The organism is Streptomyces sp. SudanB5_2050 (assembly GCF_964272335.1).
Taxonomy (GTDB): domain Bacteria; phylum Actinomycetota; class Actinomycetes; order Streptomycetales; family Streptomycetaceae; genus Streptomyces; species Streptomyces rochei.
In genome coordinates this window covers 1,102,716-1,117,001 of record NZ_OZ186760.1, presented here as the reverse complement: position 1 = coordinate 1,117,001, position 14,286 = coordinate 1,102,716, and the positions used below count along the sequence as shown (strand labels likewise).

13 protein-coding genes are annotated in these 14,286 nt (G+C 72.8%); 6 read left to right on the top strand and 7 right to left on the bottom strand.

The window, feature by feature from the left end; all coding sequences use genetic code 11:
- Positions 1–7 precede the first annotated feature (7 nt).
- A complete protein-coding gene (locus ACFZP7_RS04750) occupies positions 8–1,978 on the top strand; it encodes a helix-turn-helix domain-containing protein (RefSeq protein WP_385633928.1) in 1,971 nt (656 codons plus the stop codon).
- A 43-nt stretch (positions 1,979–2,021) separates the two neighbouring features.
- Here the strand turns inward: ACFZP7_RS04750 and ACFZP7_RS04745 are convergent, their stop codons facing one another.
- The 6 genes from ACFZP7_RS04745 to ACFZP7_RS04720 all read right to left on the bottom strand — a co-directional run bounded on the left by ACFZP7_RS04745 (position 2,022) and on the right by ACFZP7_RS04720 (position 8,512).
- Positions 2,022–3,413, bottom strand: a complete 1,392-nt coding sequence (locus ACFZP7_RS04745) for an MFS transporter (protein WP_385633926.1) — start codon at positions 3,411–3,413, stop codon at positions 2,022–2,024.
- Between the two features lie 219 nt (positions 3,414–3,632).
- The gene (locus tag ACFZP7_RS04740; RefSeq protein ID WP_185912764.1) at positions 3,633–4,607 is read right to left on the bottom strand and encodes a cyclase family protein; all 975 of its coding nucleotides are present in this window, start codon (positions 4,605–4,607) and stop codon (positions 3,633–3,635) included.
- A gap of 15 nt (positions 4,608–4,622) precedes the next feature.
- Positions 4,623–5,375, bottom strand: coding sequence for an IclR family transcriptional regulator (locus ACFZP7_RS04735; RefSeq protein ID WP_031020656.1), 753 nt, complete (start codon positions 5,373–5,375; stop codon positions 4,623–4,625).
- A 113-nt stretch (positions 5,376–5,488) separates the two neighbouring features.
- Complete coding sequence (locus tag ACFZP7_RS04730) at positions 5,489–5,764, bottom strand: hypothetical protein (protein WP_385633925.1); 276 nt, start codon at positions 5,762–5,764, stop codon at positions 5,489–5,491.
- Positions 5,765–5,777: 13 nt separating this feature from the next.
- Positions 5,778–7,118 (bottom strand): TRAP transporter large permease subunit, encoded by a 1,341-nt coding sequence (locus ACFZP7_RS04725; protein ID WP_031020660.1) that lies wholly within the window; start codon positions 7,116–7,118, stop codon positions 5,778–5,780.
- Positions 7,115–8,512 (bottom strand): NAD(P)-binding domain-containing protein, encoded by a 1,398-nt coding sequence (locus ACFZP7_RS04720; RefSeq protein ID WP_385633924.1) that lies wholly within the window; start codon positions 8,510–8,512, stop codon positions 7,115–7,117. Before ACFZP7_RS04720 ends, ACFZP7_RS04725 begins: the two co-directional genes overlap by 4 nt.
- 366 nt (positions 8,513–8,878) lie before the next feature.
- On the opposite strand from ACFZP7_RS04720, the gene ACFZP7_RS04715 reads away from it, so the two are divergent.
- The gene (locus ACFZP7_RS04715; protein ID WP_385633923.1) at positions 8,879–9,709 is read left to right on the top strand and encodes a DoxX family protein; all 831 of its coding nucleotides are present in this window, start codon (positions 8,879–8,881) and stop codon (positions 9,707–9,709) included.
- Positions 9,710–9,848: 139 nt separating this feature from the next.
- Here ACFZP7_RS04715 and ACFZP7_RS04710 read toward each other — a convergent pair whose 3' ends face one another.
- Positions 9,849–10,082 carry a hypothetical protein gene (locus ACFZP7_RS04710; RefSeq protein ID WP_158718830.1) on the bottom strand — a complete coding sequence of 78 codons (234 nt, stop codon included), beginning with the start codon at positions 10,080–10,082 and terminating at the stop codon, positions 9,849–9,851.
- Positions 10,083–10,348: 266 nt separating this feature from the next.
- On the opposite strand from ACFZP7_RS04710, the gene ACFZP7_RS04705 reads away from it, so the two are divergent.
- From ACFZP7_RS04705 to ACFZP7_RS04690, 4 genes are all read left to right on the top strand, one after another.
- Entirely contained in the window at positions 10,349–10,930 is a 582-nt protein-coding gene (locus tag ACFZP7_RS04705; RefSeq protein WP_385633922.1) for a TetR/AcrR family transcriptional regulator, read from the top strand.
- A 91-nt stretch (positions 10,931–11,021) separates the two neighbouring features.
- Positions 11,022–11,900 carry an alpha/beta fold hydrolase gene (locus ACFZP7_RS04700; RefSeq protein WP_270883461.1) on the top strand — a complete coding sequence of 293 codons (879 nt, stop codon included), beginning with the start codon at positions 11,022–11,024 and terminating at the stop codon, positions 11,898–11,900.
- A 217-nt stretch (positions 11,901–12,117) separates the two neighbouring features.
- Positions 12,118–13,734, top strand: coding sequence for a fused MFS/spermidine synthase (locus ACFZP7_RS04695; RefSeq protein ID WP_385633921.1), 1,617 nt, complete (start codon positions 12,118–12,120; stop codon positions 13,732–13,734).
- Complete coding sequence (locus ACFZP7_RS04690; protein WP_385633920.1) at positions 13,731–14,162, top strand: DUF2809 domain-containing protein; 432 nt, start codon at positions 13,731–13,733, stop codon at positions 14,160–14,162. Before ACFZP7_RS04695 ends, ACFZP7_RS04690 begins: the two co-directional genes overlap by 4 nt.
- The last annotated feature ends 124 nt before the right edge of the window (positions 14,163–14,286 follow it).

The window sequence follows — 14,286 nt, the reverse complement described above, 5'->3', positions numbered from 1 at the left end:
TGTGAGCATGTCCCGCGATCACGTGCAGTCCGCCGAGCGCTCCGCCGACGACGCGCCGGCGCCGCCCGGCGCCGCGGCGCGCCGGACGCCGGCGGCCGTCGAGACGCCCTTCCTCGACCTGCTGGCCAGAGGCGCCTCGGCCGACGCCTACGAGCAGCCGGTGCTCGTCGCCCGCGCCGAGGGAGCCCCGGCCGAGCGGATCGCCGCGCTCGAACACGCCAAGGGCCTCGCCCTGCGCGTCCGCTCCGAGCTGGAGGGGCGCCGGCGCCGGGAGGCCGAGCTGTCCGCGCTCTTCGAGACCGCCCACGATCTCGCCGGGCTGCGTGACCTGGACGCCGTGCTGCGCGCCATCGTGCAGCGGGCCCGCTCCCTGCTCGGCACCGACGTGGCCTACCTCAGCCTCAACGACCCGGCCCGCGGCGACACCTACATGCGGGTCACCGAGGGCTCGGTCGCCGCCCGGTTCCAGCAGCTGCGACTCGGCATGGGGGAAGGGCTGGGCGGCCTCGTCGCCCAGACGGCCCGTCCCTACGTCACCGACGACTACTTCCAGGACGCCCGGTTCCAGCACACCCGCACCATCGACGCGGGCGTACGCGACGAGGGGCTGGTCGCCATCCTCGGCGTCCCCCTCATGCTCGGCCACCACGTCATCGGCGTGCTGTTCGCCGCGGACCGGCGCGCCCGGGTCTTCGAACGCGAGCAGATCGCCCTGCTCGGCTCCTTCGCCGCCCTCGCGGCGGCCGCCATCGACACCGCGAACCTGCTCGCCGAGACCCGCTCGGCCCTCGCCGACCTGGAGCGGGCCAACGAGATCATCCAGGACCGCAGCGGTGTCATCGAGCGCGCCTCGGACGTGCACGACCGGCTCGCCGAACTCGTCCTGCGCGGCGGTGGCGTCCACGACGTGGCGGCCGCCGTCTCCCAGGTCCTTGACGGCACCGTCGAGTTCACCGAGGCCGCCGCGGCACCGGCACGCGCCCTGGAGACGTCCCGCGCCGAAGGACACGCGGTCCGGCACGAGGACGACTGGATCGCCGCCGTCACCGCGGGCGACGAGCTGTTCGGCGCCCTGGTGCTCCGCGGCCATCCCGGGCTCGACCCCGTGGACCAGCTCACCCTGGAGCGGGCCGCGATGGTCACCTCCCTCCTCCTGCTCGCCCGGCGCTCCGCCGCCGAGGCCGAGCAGCGCGTCCGGGGCGAGCTGCTGGACGACCTGCTCGACGCCCGCGACCGCGACCCGCGCCTGCTCGGGGACCGTGCCCGACGCCTCGGCGCCGACCTGACCGCCACCCACGTCGTGCTCGCCGCCCGCCTCGACGCCACCGCGCCCGACGCCGACCACGAGGCGGACGCCCGCCGACGGCTGTGGGCCGCCGCCTCCCACCTCGCCGCGACCGGGCACGGTCTGGCCGCCGCCCGGGACGGCGGCACCGTCCTCCTGCTGCCCCTCGCCCGGGGCGACGACGCGACGGACCTGGCCCGCCGTACCGCCCGGCACCTCGGCACCGCCGTCCACGAGGCCGTCACCGTCGGTGCCTCGGCGCCCGTGGAGGACCTCGTGACCCACCCGGACGCGGTGGCCGCCGCGTACACCGAGGCCCGACGCTGCCTCGACGCCCTCGGCCTGCTGGGGCGCTCCGGGGACGGCGCCGCCGCCGAGGACTTCGGATTCCTGGGCCTGCTGCTGGCCGGCGACCGGAACGTCACCGGTTTCGTCGACCGCACCATCGGCCCGGTCGTCGCCTACGACGAGCGGCGCGGCACCGACCTCGTGCGCACCCTCGACGCCTACTTCGCCTGCGGCATGAGCCCCGCCCGCACCAAGGACGAGCTGCACGTCCACGTGAACACGGTCGCCCAGCGCCTGGAGCGCGTCGGCCGCCTCCTGGGCGACGACTGGCAGAGCCCGGGCCGCGCGCTGGAGATACAACTGGCCCTCAGGCTCCACCGCCTGTCGATACCGCAAGCGCACTGACCCCCGCACGCCCGGGGCGTACGGGGGCCGGCGGCACGGTCCGTCAGAGGGTGCGCGCCTTCGGAGCGGGGGACGCGGTCTGCTCGGTCCCGCCCGGCTGCCCGTCGTCCGCGGAAGCCGCCACCTCGGTCAGGTCCCGGTTGCGCGTCTCCTTGGCCACGCCCACGGCGATCAGCGTGAGCACGACCGAGGCGATGACGTAGAGGGAGATCGGGGTCGAGCTGTCGTACTCGTCCAGCAGCGCGGTGGCGATCAGCGGCGCGGGGGCGCCGGCCGCGACGGAGGCGAACTGGGCGCCGATGGACGCACCCGAGTAGCGCATCCGGGTCGCGAACATCTCGGAGAAGAACGCCGCCTGGGGGGCGTACATCGCCCCGTGCAGCACCAGGCCCACGGTCACCGCGAGGAGCAGGCCCCCGAAGTGACCGGTGTCGATCAGCATGAAGAACGGAAACGTCCACAACCCGACCCCCGCCGCGCCCAGCAGATACACGGGACGCCGGCCGACCCGGTCCGACAGCGCGCCCCAGGCCGGGATGACGGCGAAGTGCACGGCCGAGGCGATCAGCACCGTGTTGAGCGCGGTCTGCTTGGAGACGTCGGCGGCGGTGGTGGCGTAGACGAGGATGAAGGCCGTGATGACGTAGTAGCTGATGTTCTCCGCCATGCGGGCGCCCATCGCGATCAGCACATCGCGCCAGTGGTGCCGCAGCACGGAGACCAGCGGAGCCGGCTCGGCCTTCGACGCACGCGTCTCGGCCTGCGCCAACGCCTGCTTGAACACCGGTGACTCGTCGACGGAGAGACGAATCCACAGGCCGACCATGACCAGTACGCCGGAGAGCAGGAAGGGTATGCGCCAACCCCAGCTGTTGAACGCGGCGTCCGAGAGCACGGCCGTCAGCAGCGCCAGCACACCGGTCGCCAGCAGCTGCCCCGCCGGCGCCCCCGTCTGCGGCCACGACGCCCAGAAGCCGCGCCGCCGGGCGTCCCCGTGCTCCGACACGAGCAGCACGGCCCCGCCCCACTCACCGCCGAGGGCGAAACCCTGAACCAGTCGCAGCACGGTCAGCAGCACGGGAGCGGCCGTGCCGATGGTCGCGTGCGTCGGCAGCAGCCCGATCGCGAAGGTCGCCCCGCCCATCATCAACAGGCTCAGCACCAGCAGCTTCTTGCGCCCGAGCCGGTCGCCGTAGTGCCCGAACACCAGGGCCCCGAGCGGGCGCGCGGCGAACCCGACGGCGTAGGTCAGGAACGACAGCAGCGTGCCGACCAGCGGGTCCGAGTCCGGGAAGAACAGCTTGTTGAAGACGAGCGCGGCGGCGGAGCCGTAGAGGAAGAAGTCGTACCACTCGATGGTGGTGCCGATGAGGGACGCGGCGACGATGCGCTTGAGGTTGTTCGGGGCCGGCGGGGCGGTTGCGGGCGACGACATCGGCACCACTTCCTGGGGATCTGCGGGGACGGTTGCGTGTCGCCATACCGTAGGAATCCGCAGGTGAGGCGCACATGTGGCGGGGCGACATAGTTCGAGGGTTGGCTATGCGTGCGGCCACCATGCGTAGAGGACTCGGCTGGAGAGGCGGGCGCCGCTCCTCCGTGCGCCACGTTCGTTCCGGCGGCTACCGAGGCGCCGCCGGGGTCTCGTCCTCTGCTACCGCAGGGCCGTGGCGTTGGCGGGTGAGCCGACTCCGCCCGTGAGGTGCAGCGGTTTGACCGTCAGGAGACTGTCCCAGCGGCCGGTGGCCCGGCAGTCCGCGGCCAGGGCCGTCAGGTTCCACAACTCGCCCAGGGGGAGCCCGAGTTTGGCGATCAGTTCCTGGTGCATCATGCCGGCGTCCTCGGGCGCGCTGTGCAGGAAGTCGCTGTCCGGCAGGACGGGCAGGACCTCCACGGCGAAGGTGTCGGTGGCCATCAGGGCGATGCGGTGGTCCCAGCACCAGGCGGCGAAGTCGCGGGTCTGGGCGAACCCGGTGGCGCGCCGCGACTGTCTCGTCTCGGCGCGGGTGGCGGGGTCGGTGGTGAGGTACCACCGGGCCCATCCGGTGTGGACGAGGACGAGGTCGCCGTCCTCGACGCGGGCGCCCTGTGCGTCCAGTGCCGCGTCGAGCAGGTCCGGGGTGAGGGCGGGGCCGGCGGCGTGGTCGAGCGGGGTGCCGCGGTCGCGCAGCAGGCCCTCGACGTCGATGAGCAGTCCTCGTCCGGCCAGCGGTGTCTCGGCCCACAGCTGGACGCCCAGGCGTGGGCTGCGCGGGGTGATGTCCTCGTCGGGGACACCGTTGTAGAAGCCGTGTCCGGAGGCGCGACGGTGGCGCAGTCCGTCGATCTGGGTGCTCGCCTGGAGGTGGAAGTCGTCCAGGACGTCGTCGCGGGCCTGGTCGTGCTTGGCGGTGATGCGGTGCCGGGGAATGCCGCGTGCCTTGGACATGGGCGGGTCGAAGGCGTCGAGGGGGTAGTCGAGGTTGAGGGCGCGGCCGTCTCGTACGCACCGCGCGGCGCGCAGGATCTGCGGGGAGCCGGCGAGGTTGGCCATGCCGCGTTCGGGTTCGCCGTCGAAGAGGTGCCAGCTGGATCCGGGGGGCGCGTCGGTACGGTCGAGGAGTTCGGCGTAGGTCGGCAGGAGCGGCATGGGGGAGCTTTCGGGTCAGGGGCAGCGGGCGGCGATGGCCCCCGCCGCGTGGCGGACTTCGGTGACGATGCGGGCGTGGTCGGTCTCGGGCAGGTCGCTGCTGGGCCCGACGACGCTGAGTGCGCCCAGCAGGTGGCCGTCCTTGAGGACGGGGGCGCTGACGGAAGTGACGTCCAGGACGCGTTCGTCCTGGGACAGGGCGAATCCGTTCTCCTTGATGGCGCGCAGTTCGGCGATCAGATCCTCGGCGGTGACCTGCCGGCCGGAGGCCCGGGCGAAGGGTACGGCGGCGGCGACACAGCTCTCCTGTTCGTGCTCGGGCAGCCAGGCCAGCAACGCCTTCCCGGCGCCCAGGTGGAGGGGCAGCTTGTCTCCGATGGGCAGTTGGTAGCGGAGCGGGTTGCGGCCCTCCACGCGGGCGATGGGCACGCGGGCGGTTCCGACGCGGACGAACAGGGTCGGGGTGAGGCCGGTGGTGGCGGCCAGTTCCTGGAGGATGGGCAGGGCCACAGGGGTGAGCCGGTTGTTGACCAGGAAGGCGTGAGCGGTGGCGACGGCGGCGGGGCCGGCCACGTAGCCGGTGTCCTCCTTGGCCGCGTAGCCGCGGTCGACCAGGACGTTCAGGATGCGCTGGGCGGTGGCCACGTGGAGGTCCGCACGGCGGGCGACGTCACTCAGACGCAAGGGCAGTCGGGCGTCCTCCAGGACGCCCAGCACATCCAGGGCCCGGTCGACCGAACGCATGGTGCTGGCGGAGGTGGTGGCCATCGGCGGGTCTCCTGTGGCAGTCGGCGTGGCACGCGGTGTGCCGTAGTCCGATAAGAGTTATCAGACCGTCGCCGCCGACCGGCGCGAGCGCCCCTTCCCACGGCTCTCCCCGGCTATGGGTGCGTGCTGCCCGCGGGCTGCAGTTCCTTGGCCGGGCCGGAGCCGTCCTCCGTCTTCTCGGGTGTCAGGTAGGAGAGGAGGAAGGCGATCAGTCCGCTGATGCCGGCGACGACGAAGGTGGGCGGTCCGGCGTGCTCCTCCACGGCGGCGACCCAGCCGGCGTCGCCGACGACGAGACCCAGGGTCTGGCCGAGGACGAGGAGGACGCCGCCGGCGAGGAAGCCGACGAGGGTGAGGCGGAAGAGGAACTGGAGCTGTCGGACGGGCATGGGAGCCTCCGGTTCAGACGGGCAGGACGCCGGTGGCCACGGCGGCGCCGATGAGCAGGATCGGGACGCAGTAGTAGGTGAGCAGGGGGACGAAGGTGCGAGACGGGTCCACGCCGGCGATGCCGCTGGCGACGTAGATGGGCGCTCCGGACGGGGGTGAGGCGCCTTCGGTGGAGGCGAAGATCAGGACGGCGACACAGGCGGTGGCCGGGGAGACACCGGCGCCCATCAGCGCGGAGACCGCGACCGGCCCGATGGCGGCCATGGTGGCGCTGGCGGTGAGCGGGATGGCGACGCCGACCACGAGGACGCCGACGATCAGGGCCATGACCCACAGCGGCGCGTCCACCCCGGAGAGCAGTTCGGTGAGCTGCTCGGGCAGGCCGAGTTCGCCCAGGGCCCCGGCCGCGGCGAAGGCGGCGACGATGGTGACGCCGAGGACACCGAACTTCGGGGCCGCCCCGCCCAGCAGCTCCCACCACGCCTTGCCCGTGCTGGGCAGGTGGCGGCGGCCGAGCACCAGGACCAGGGCGATCATCAGGACCGGTATCCAGGTGATCAGGCTGATCATGTCGGACATCTTCACGCCGTCCGTCCACCGGCCCAGCGCACCCGCGAGCGGCCCGCGGGTCAGCAGCAGCGGCACCGCGATGCCGCCGAACAGCAGCAGGCTGGTCCACCCCGCGCCCAGGGTGCGGCGCAGCGGCTTGAGTTCGCCGGTGTCCACCGCCTGGATGCCGTGCCGGCGGACCATGACGAACGCGGCGACGAGCCGGTAGCCCAGGCACCACAGTCCGCCCAGGAACAGCGGCAGCACGATGTCGTCGGTGGACACCACCGAGGCGACACCCGCCGAGCCCATGAGGATGAACATGGTGGAGCTGAAGGGGAAGGTGACCCCCATGCCCGCGCCGCCGGCGGCGACGGTCGCCGCGAGTTCGCCACTGACCCGGGAACGCTTCATCCACGGAATGGTCACCGAGCCGACGGCCGCGGTCACCGCCGCCCCCACGTGCGCGATGGCGCCGAAGACACCGGCGGCCACGGTCGAGGTGTAGATGGGGCCGCCGCGCAGACGGCCGAGCAGCGAGTTCAGGATGTCCAGCAGATGGTCGAGAACCGGGGTCCGGGCCAGCACGTAGCTCATGAACACGAAGGCCAGGGCGGCGAAGGTCACCTCCTCCTGCATCGCCTCGGCCAGACTGCCCCACATCACATGGAGGATGTCGCCGCCGGAGAACAGGCCGGTGACCAGGAACCCGACGATCAGCGCCTCACCGATGTTGCGCTTGAGGACGGAGTTCCACACGAGGATGGCCGCGATGTAGCAGCCCAGCGCCCATACGGCGATCACGACTCTCCTCCGCTTGCGGCCTGGCCGCCCGTGGTGGCACGGATCCGGGCGCGGCGGTCGGCTTCGTCGGCTTCGACCGCGCGGGCGGCGTCGAGCACCGACCCTGCCTTCTCGGCCGCGACCACGGCAACTCCGTCGCTGTCCGCGACGACCAGGTCACCGGGGCGGCAGACCAGCCCGCCCACCGCGACGGGCACGTTGACGTGTCCGGGACCGAACTTGTAGGGCCCGGCCGGGGTCACGGCGCGCGCCCACACCGGGAAGCCGATCTCGGCCAGCACATCGACGTCACGTGCGGCGCCGTCGAGGACCATGCCCACCGCACCACGGGCCTTGGCGCGCTCGGCGATCAGCTCGCCGATCAGGGCGCGGGAGGTGTCGCCCTCGCCGTTCACCACGATGATGTCGCCGGGGGCCGCGATCCTGACGGCCTCGTGCACGGCCTTGTTGTCGCCGGCCCGCGTCCACACGGTCAGGGCCCGCCCGATCGCCCGCGCACCCGGCCACAGCGGCCGGATGCCCGAGTCGAGCAGGGCGAGACGGTCGACCGCGTCGCCGATGTTCGCCGTGGCCACGTCCCGGTGGGCGGCCAGGAGTTCGTCCGTGACCCGCGGTACGGCACGCAGTCCCTCGGGGCGGGCGGCGAGCTGATGCACATGGCCGATCGCGCGGGCGAGTTCGGCGTCCAGGTCGAGGTCGGCCATGAGGTCCGCGGCGGCCGATGCCTCGAAGGCGCGGCGCACCCCGTGCTTGGCGGTCCCGGTGTACAGCCGCTCCAGCGTGCTCTCTCCACCGGCCAGTTCGGACGCGATCTGCTCACGCACCCACGTCTCGTCCCCCGCGGCGCGGCCCGCCTCCACGGTCTGCACGATGATCGCGCCCAGGCCCTTCATGAACACGCTGCGCAGCAGCTTGCGGGCCGAGGCGGCCCCCGGCTCCGAGCCCAGGTCCTCCACCGGCGCCCCCAACGCGCCGAAGTAGTCGGCGACCGCGGTGGCGCCCGGGCCACTGGTCATCAGTGCCGTGCGGTGACGGTACGTGGGCACGGAACCGATCACCGACACGTCCGCGAACACGGCCTTCGACGAGGCGGTGACGGCCTGGGCGATCTCCCCCTTCAGCCCGGGAGCGGCGGCGTTCATGTCCGCGTACACCGTGGCCGGCCCCAGATGCGGAGCTGCCTCCCGGGCCACCGCGAGGGCCGCCTTCGCCCCGGTCAGTCCGAGGACCAGGTCGCAGCCGCGCACCGCGTCCTCGATGCCGCCCGCTCGCTCGACGCCCTCCGGCGTGGGCACGTCCCCCGGGTCGTATCCCGTCACCGACCAGCCGTTCTCGACGAACCCGGCGGCATAGAGGCTTCCCGCCTCGCCCAGTCCCAGCACTCCGACGCGCATGCGTGGTCTCCTTGCCACCCGCACAGGGGATTATCATTGCGTGATAACACTTATCGTTTGGTGAGCAGTTGGATGTTGCCTGCGCGTGAAGCGGGCGTCAAGAGCCGAAGAATGATCGATCAAACGACCCGGGGCAGGGGACCGCGGGGGCGCCCCATCCGTCCCGTGGATGGCGCGCATCGGCACTGTCGATGAACCAGGGGATTCCGCCGGGGCGGACGCGCACTGCACAGTTGCGCCTACGTCACCGACCAGCGGGGCCCGTGACGGCCCGCGGCCGGATGCGCCAGGGCACAGCCCTGACTGCCGGACCGCACCGGCCGGCGGTGACGTACGCCCCCGTCACCTGTGGGAGAGGAAACCGCCATGCCCGCTTACCGGTCGGACCGCCTGAGACGCGGCGTCGGTGTCGCCCCGACCCACCGATTCCAGCCCGCCGCGCCGGCCGTCGCACGGCTCGTCGCGGGAGCCGTCATGATGGTTCACGGCATCGACAAGCTCGTCGACGGACCGGCCGGGTTCGGCGCGTTCCTGAGCGGGACGAGCGTGCCCGCGCCGGACGTGACGGCATGGGCGGTCACGATCGGGGAGACGGCCGGCGGGCTCTTCCTCGTCCTGGGGCTGCTGTCACGATGGACCGCGCTGTTGCTGACGGTCCATCTGTGCCTGGCGATGGCGCTGGTCAACGCGGACACCGGGTTCATGACGCCCCAGCAGGGGGCCGCGAGCGGTTCGGGGATCGAGTTTCCGCTGATGACGGTGGCGGTCCTTCTCGTCGTCCTGCTCGCCGGGCCAGGACCGCTCGCGCTCGACCGCGTTCTCGGCGTCGAAGCGGGCGCTCCGGGGCGTCGCGGGCCCGGGTCCGGGTCTGCGTCTGCGTCTGGGTCCGGGTCCGGGTCCGGGGCCGAGTCCGGGGCCGACCAGCCGTCCGCGGTGCGCGCATCGGTCATCAGCGGCGCGATCGGGGGCGCGATCGGCGCGGTGATGAGCGCGTTGGTCAACTACCTGGCCGTCGGGCTGCCTTCCAGTGCCGGAGCGAACGCGGTCAACCACGCCGTGTCCGGGCTGATCAGCGGCTTCCTTGCCGGGTTCCTCGGGCTGCTGACCCACCAGCGTCGCCACGGCCCCGGAGCGCGGCAGCCCGCGGTCGGCGACACCCCGCCCGTCCCCGCCGCTCCGGCGGTGCCCGAGGTCTGACGGGCGGCCGAAGGTCCGACGGACGGCCGACGAGAACCCCGCGTCGAACACCGCACGCCCTCTTCGGGAGAGACCCACCTGTGTGTCACGTTCCGCGGCCACGGCGGCCGGTGCGCTGCTGCCCCTGGGCTCCACCCCTTCAGCCCGTGCGGATGATTTCCACGGCCGGAGGAAGCATCTCTGCTCCGACCACCCTTGCTGCGGCGGGCAGCCTGAGCGTGCGGAGGGAGAACACATGCCGCAGCGAACTCACGTCGATGTCGGGAAGAGGGGTCTCGAACGTCAGCTCGGTCAGACGGGGAAACGGCGCGAGCCACTCCCAGGAGCAACGGAGATCAGCGGCGACGGACAGCCCCACGAGGCGATCGACCACGCAGAATTGTTTGATCTCTTCGGGGCTGAGACAGCGGGACGACAACGCTGGAGGCCAGTCGTGCCCCGATGCTCACAGGTTCCATGACGGCTTCAGCGTAGAACTCCCGGGCTGGGCGGGGGTGTTCAACGGGTCATCGGGTACCGAAGAGCCGCCGGAGTGATCAAGGGTGGACAAGCGACCGCCGGCGGGCCCGGTGCAGGGCGGCCCCGGGGCGGTCGAGGGCCTTTCTTGAGCGGGCGATCCAGATAAGTTACGGTGGGGCCATGGCAAGGACCCGGGAGTTCGACACCGAGGGCGCGGTGAGTCGCGCCATGGAGCTGTTCTGGACGCGTGGGTACGAGGCGACCTCGGTGCGCGATCTGACCCGGCATCTGGGGATCGGGCAGGGGTCCCTGTACGCGGCGTTCGGCGACAAGGACGGCCTGTACCGGGCCGCGCTGGAGCACTATCGCACCACCCTCGCGGCGGCCGCCCTGCGTGGCCTCGAGGAGGAGGGGGCGGATGCCCGCGCGGCGATCCGCGCGCTGCTGACGGAGCGGATCCGGATCGCCGTCGGGCGCGGCGGGCAGGGCTGCCTGGCCGTCAACGCCGTCTGCGAGCGGCTGCCCGAGGACGTGGCGACCCGGCGCACCGTGCGCGACATGCAGGACGCGAGCCGGGAAGCGCTGGCCGAGGTGCTGCGTGTCGCGAGGGAACGGGGCGAGATCGCCGAGCGGCACGACCCCCACACGGTCGCCGCCTTCCTCGTCACCTTCCTCAACGGCCTGCTGGTCTCCGCGAAGATCACCCCGGATCCGGCCGCCCTCGAACCCCTCGTCGACGTCGCCCTGGCCACTCTCGACTGACGGCCTGCGCCGTCCCGGCCGGACGTCTTTCCTGCCTTGATTCTGTAACGAACGCCCAAGAAAACGAACGCCCAAGAAACCGGAGGAGCCCATGATGTACGACCATGACGGAGCGCCCCTGCGCACCGGCCGTGCCGCCGTCAACGGCACGAGCCTGCACTACCGGACGGCCGGCTCCGGCCCCGCCGTGGTGCTGCTGCACGGCGTGCCGAAGACCGGCTACCACTGGCGCCACCTGGTCCCGAAGCTGACGCCCCACCACACCGTCGTCGTCCCCGACCTGCGCGGTCTCGGTGACTCCGCGCGCCCCGCGGACGGCTACGACTCCGCGACGATGAGCGACGACGTCGCCGAGCTGATGGCCCGCCTCGGACACGAGACCTACGCGGTGACCGGTGAGGACTGGGGCGCGGTCATCGGCTACCAGCTCGCCGCCCGCCACCGTGACCGCGTGACCTCCCTGGTCTTCGCCGAGGCGCTGTTCCCCGGCTTCGGCTTCGAGGACCACACGGCCCTCACGCCCGAGAACGTCTCCGGCATGCACTTGTGGCACCTGGGCTTCTACTTCACGCCCGACGTGCCCGAGATGCTGATCTCCGGGCACGAACGCGAACTGATCACCCACATGATCAAGAGCGAGCGCAGTCACCCCGACACCGCCACCTCCGACGCCGTGGAGGAGTACGTGCGCTGCTACTCCATGCCCGGCGGCATCCGCGCCATGCTCGCCGTCTACCGGGCGATGCTCACCGACGCCGAACAGAACCGGGAGGCCGCCCGGAAGAAGCTGGACATCCCCGTCCTTGCGCTCGGCGGTTCCGCCTTCGTCGGCGAGCGCGCCGCGGAGCAGGCCCGGTTCGTGGCCGACGACGTCACCGGACACGTCTTCGACGCGGGCCACGACCTCGCGGAGGAAGTACCCGACGAGATGGCCGCCGTGGTCCTGCCGTTCCTCGCCGCGCACCCCTAGGTCCTGTCGTCACACTCCCGTCCGCCCGGAGGCAGACGGGAGTGTGACGACAGGGCCTGGCCCGGCATGCCCGGCGGCGGCCGGACACGACGCCCGGTCCGGTGCCGGTCCCGCCAAGGCCCCGGGGGCGGGCCCGAGTTGCGGACGTGCGTTCGGCCGGCTCCTCGGCCGGCCGGGGGACGGCGCGGTCGACGGGCCGCGTGCGAGGATGGCGCCCGTGACCGGATCGCCTTCCTCGTCCGCCGCCGAGGGCACGCCCCGCGACCTCGACTCCCGTGCCGCCGCCGAGGGCACGCCCCGCGACCTCGACCCCCGTGCCGCCGCCGAGGGCGAACCCCGGGACCGGGACCGCGCCCTCGGCCCCCGCGCCGCCGCCGCGCTGGTGTTCGGCTCCTCGGCCGCCGTCCTGGTCGTCGAGATCGTCGCCCTGCGGCTGCTGGCCCCCTACCTCGGGCTCACGCTGGAGACCAGCACCATGGTCATCGGCATCGCCCTCACCGCGATCGCGCTCGGTTCCTGGCTGGGCGGGCGCCTCGCGGACCAGGTCGATCCGCGCCGGCTCATCGGTCCCGCCCTCGGGGTGTCGGGCGCCGTCGTGGCACTCACCCCCGCCGTGCTGCGCAGCACCGCGGAGTGGGCGCCCGTGCTGCTCCTGCTCGTCGCGGCCCTGACCATCCTGGTCCCGGGCGCGCTGCTCTCCGCGGTGACGCCGATCGCGACCAAGCTGCGTCTCACCAGCCTCGCCGAGACCGGTACGGTCGTCGGCCGGCTCTCCGGCGTCGGCACCGTCGGCGCCATCGTCGGCACCGTCCTCACCGGCTTCGTCCTGGTGTCGCGGTTGCCCGTCAGCGGCATCCTGATCGGTCTTGGCGCGCTGCTGGTGGCCGCCTCGGCGCTGGTCGAGTGGCGGACCCGCGGATGGAGCGGCACCCCGGCCCTGGCCCTGGTGGTGATCGCGGGGGCCCTGGCCGGCGTGGCCGCGCCCGGCGGCTGCGACGCGGAGACCAAGTACCACTGCGCCCGGGTCGTGGCCGACCCGGACCGGGACGGCGGCCGCACCCTCGTCCTGGACGGAGTGCGGCACTCCTACGTCGACGTCGACGACCCGAAGCACCTGGAGTTCGCCTATGTGCGGGCCATCGCCTCGGTGGTCGACACCGCCTTCCCGGCGGGCGAGCCGATCGACGCCCACCACCTGGGCGGCGGGGGACTCACCCTGCCGCGCTACCTCGCGGCCACCCGGCCCGGGACGCACAGCGTGGTGTCCGAGATCGACGGCGGGGTCGTGCGCATCGACCGCGAACGGTTCGGCCTGCGGCCGGAGGTCGGCATTGAGGTGCGCACGGAGGACGGCAGGCTCGGCCTGCGGCGGTTGGCGACGGGCAGCCGCGACCTCGTCGTCGGCGACGCCTTCGGGGGTGTCAGCGTGCCGTGGCACCTGACCACCGCGGAGGCGATGGCCGACGTGCGGCGGGTGCTGAACGACGACGGCCTGTACCTCGCCAACCTGATCGATCACGGTGGCATGGACTTCGCGCGGGCGGAGGCGGCCACCCTCGCCGAGACGTTCGAGCACGTGGTCCTCGTCGGTGAGCCCGCCGACATCGGCTCCGACCGGACCGCCGCCCCGGACGGAGGCAATCTGGTGGTGCTGGCGTCCGACCGGCCGGTCGACCTCAGCGCGGTCCAGAAGGCGCTGGACGGCCGGCGGGTCGGCTGGGTGACCGCCGCCGGTGAGGACCTGACCTCGTGGATCGGCGATGCCCGGCCGCTCACCGACGACTACGCGCCCGTCGACCAACTCCTCCAGCCGTCCGGCCGGCGGGCCGGGTGAGCGGCCGCGGCGAGGGCGGTGGGACACGCCTGTGGGCCGCCCTGGCCGCCCTGGCGACCGTCGCCGGGGGGCTCGGCCTGCGGGCGGTGACGACCGGAGACGTCGCCAAGTACGGCGGGGACGCCCTCTACACCCTGCTGGTCTTCGCGCTCGTCCTCCTGGCGGCGCCCCGGACGCCGCCGGTCCGGGCCGCCGCACTCGCCCTGGCCGTCAGCTGGGGCGTCGAGTTCCTGCAGCTCAGCTCCGTGCCGGCGGAACTGTCCCGGCGCAGCACCGCCGCCCGACTGGTCCTGGGCTCGACCTTCAACGCGCCGGACCTGTTCTGGTACGCGGTGGGCGCGTCGGCCGGTTGTCTCGTCGTCACGTACGGGAGGACCAGGACCCTCCGGGACGGGCGTCCTGCGCCGTCCGCGAGCCGTGGGACGTAGGACGTGGGACTTGGGACGTGGGACATAGAACGTAGGACACAGAACGTAGGACGTATGGCCGGTAGGACGCGTTGACGGTGTGTCTGGGGACCGCTTCCATGGCTGAGGGTCCCGGCCGCGGGGC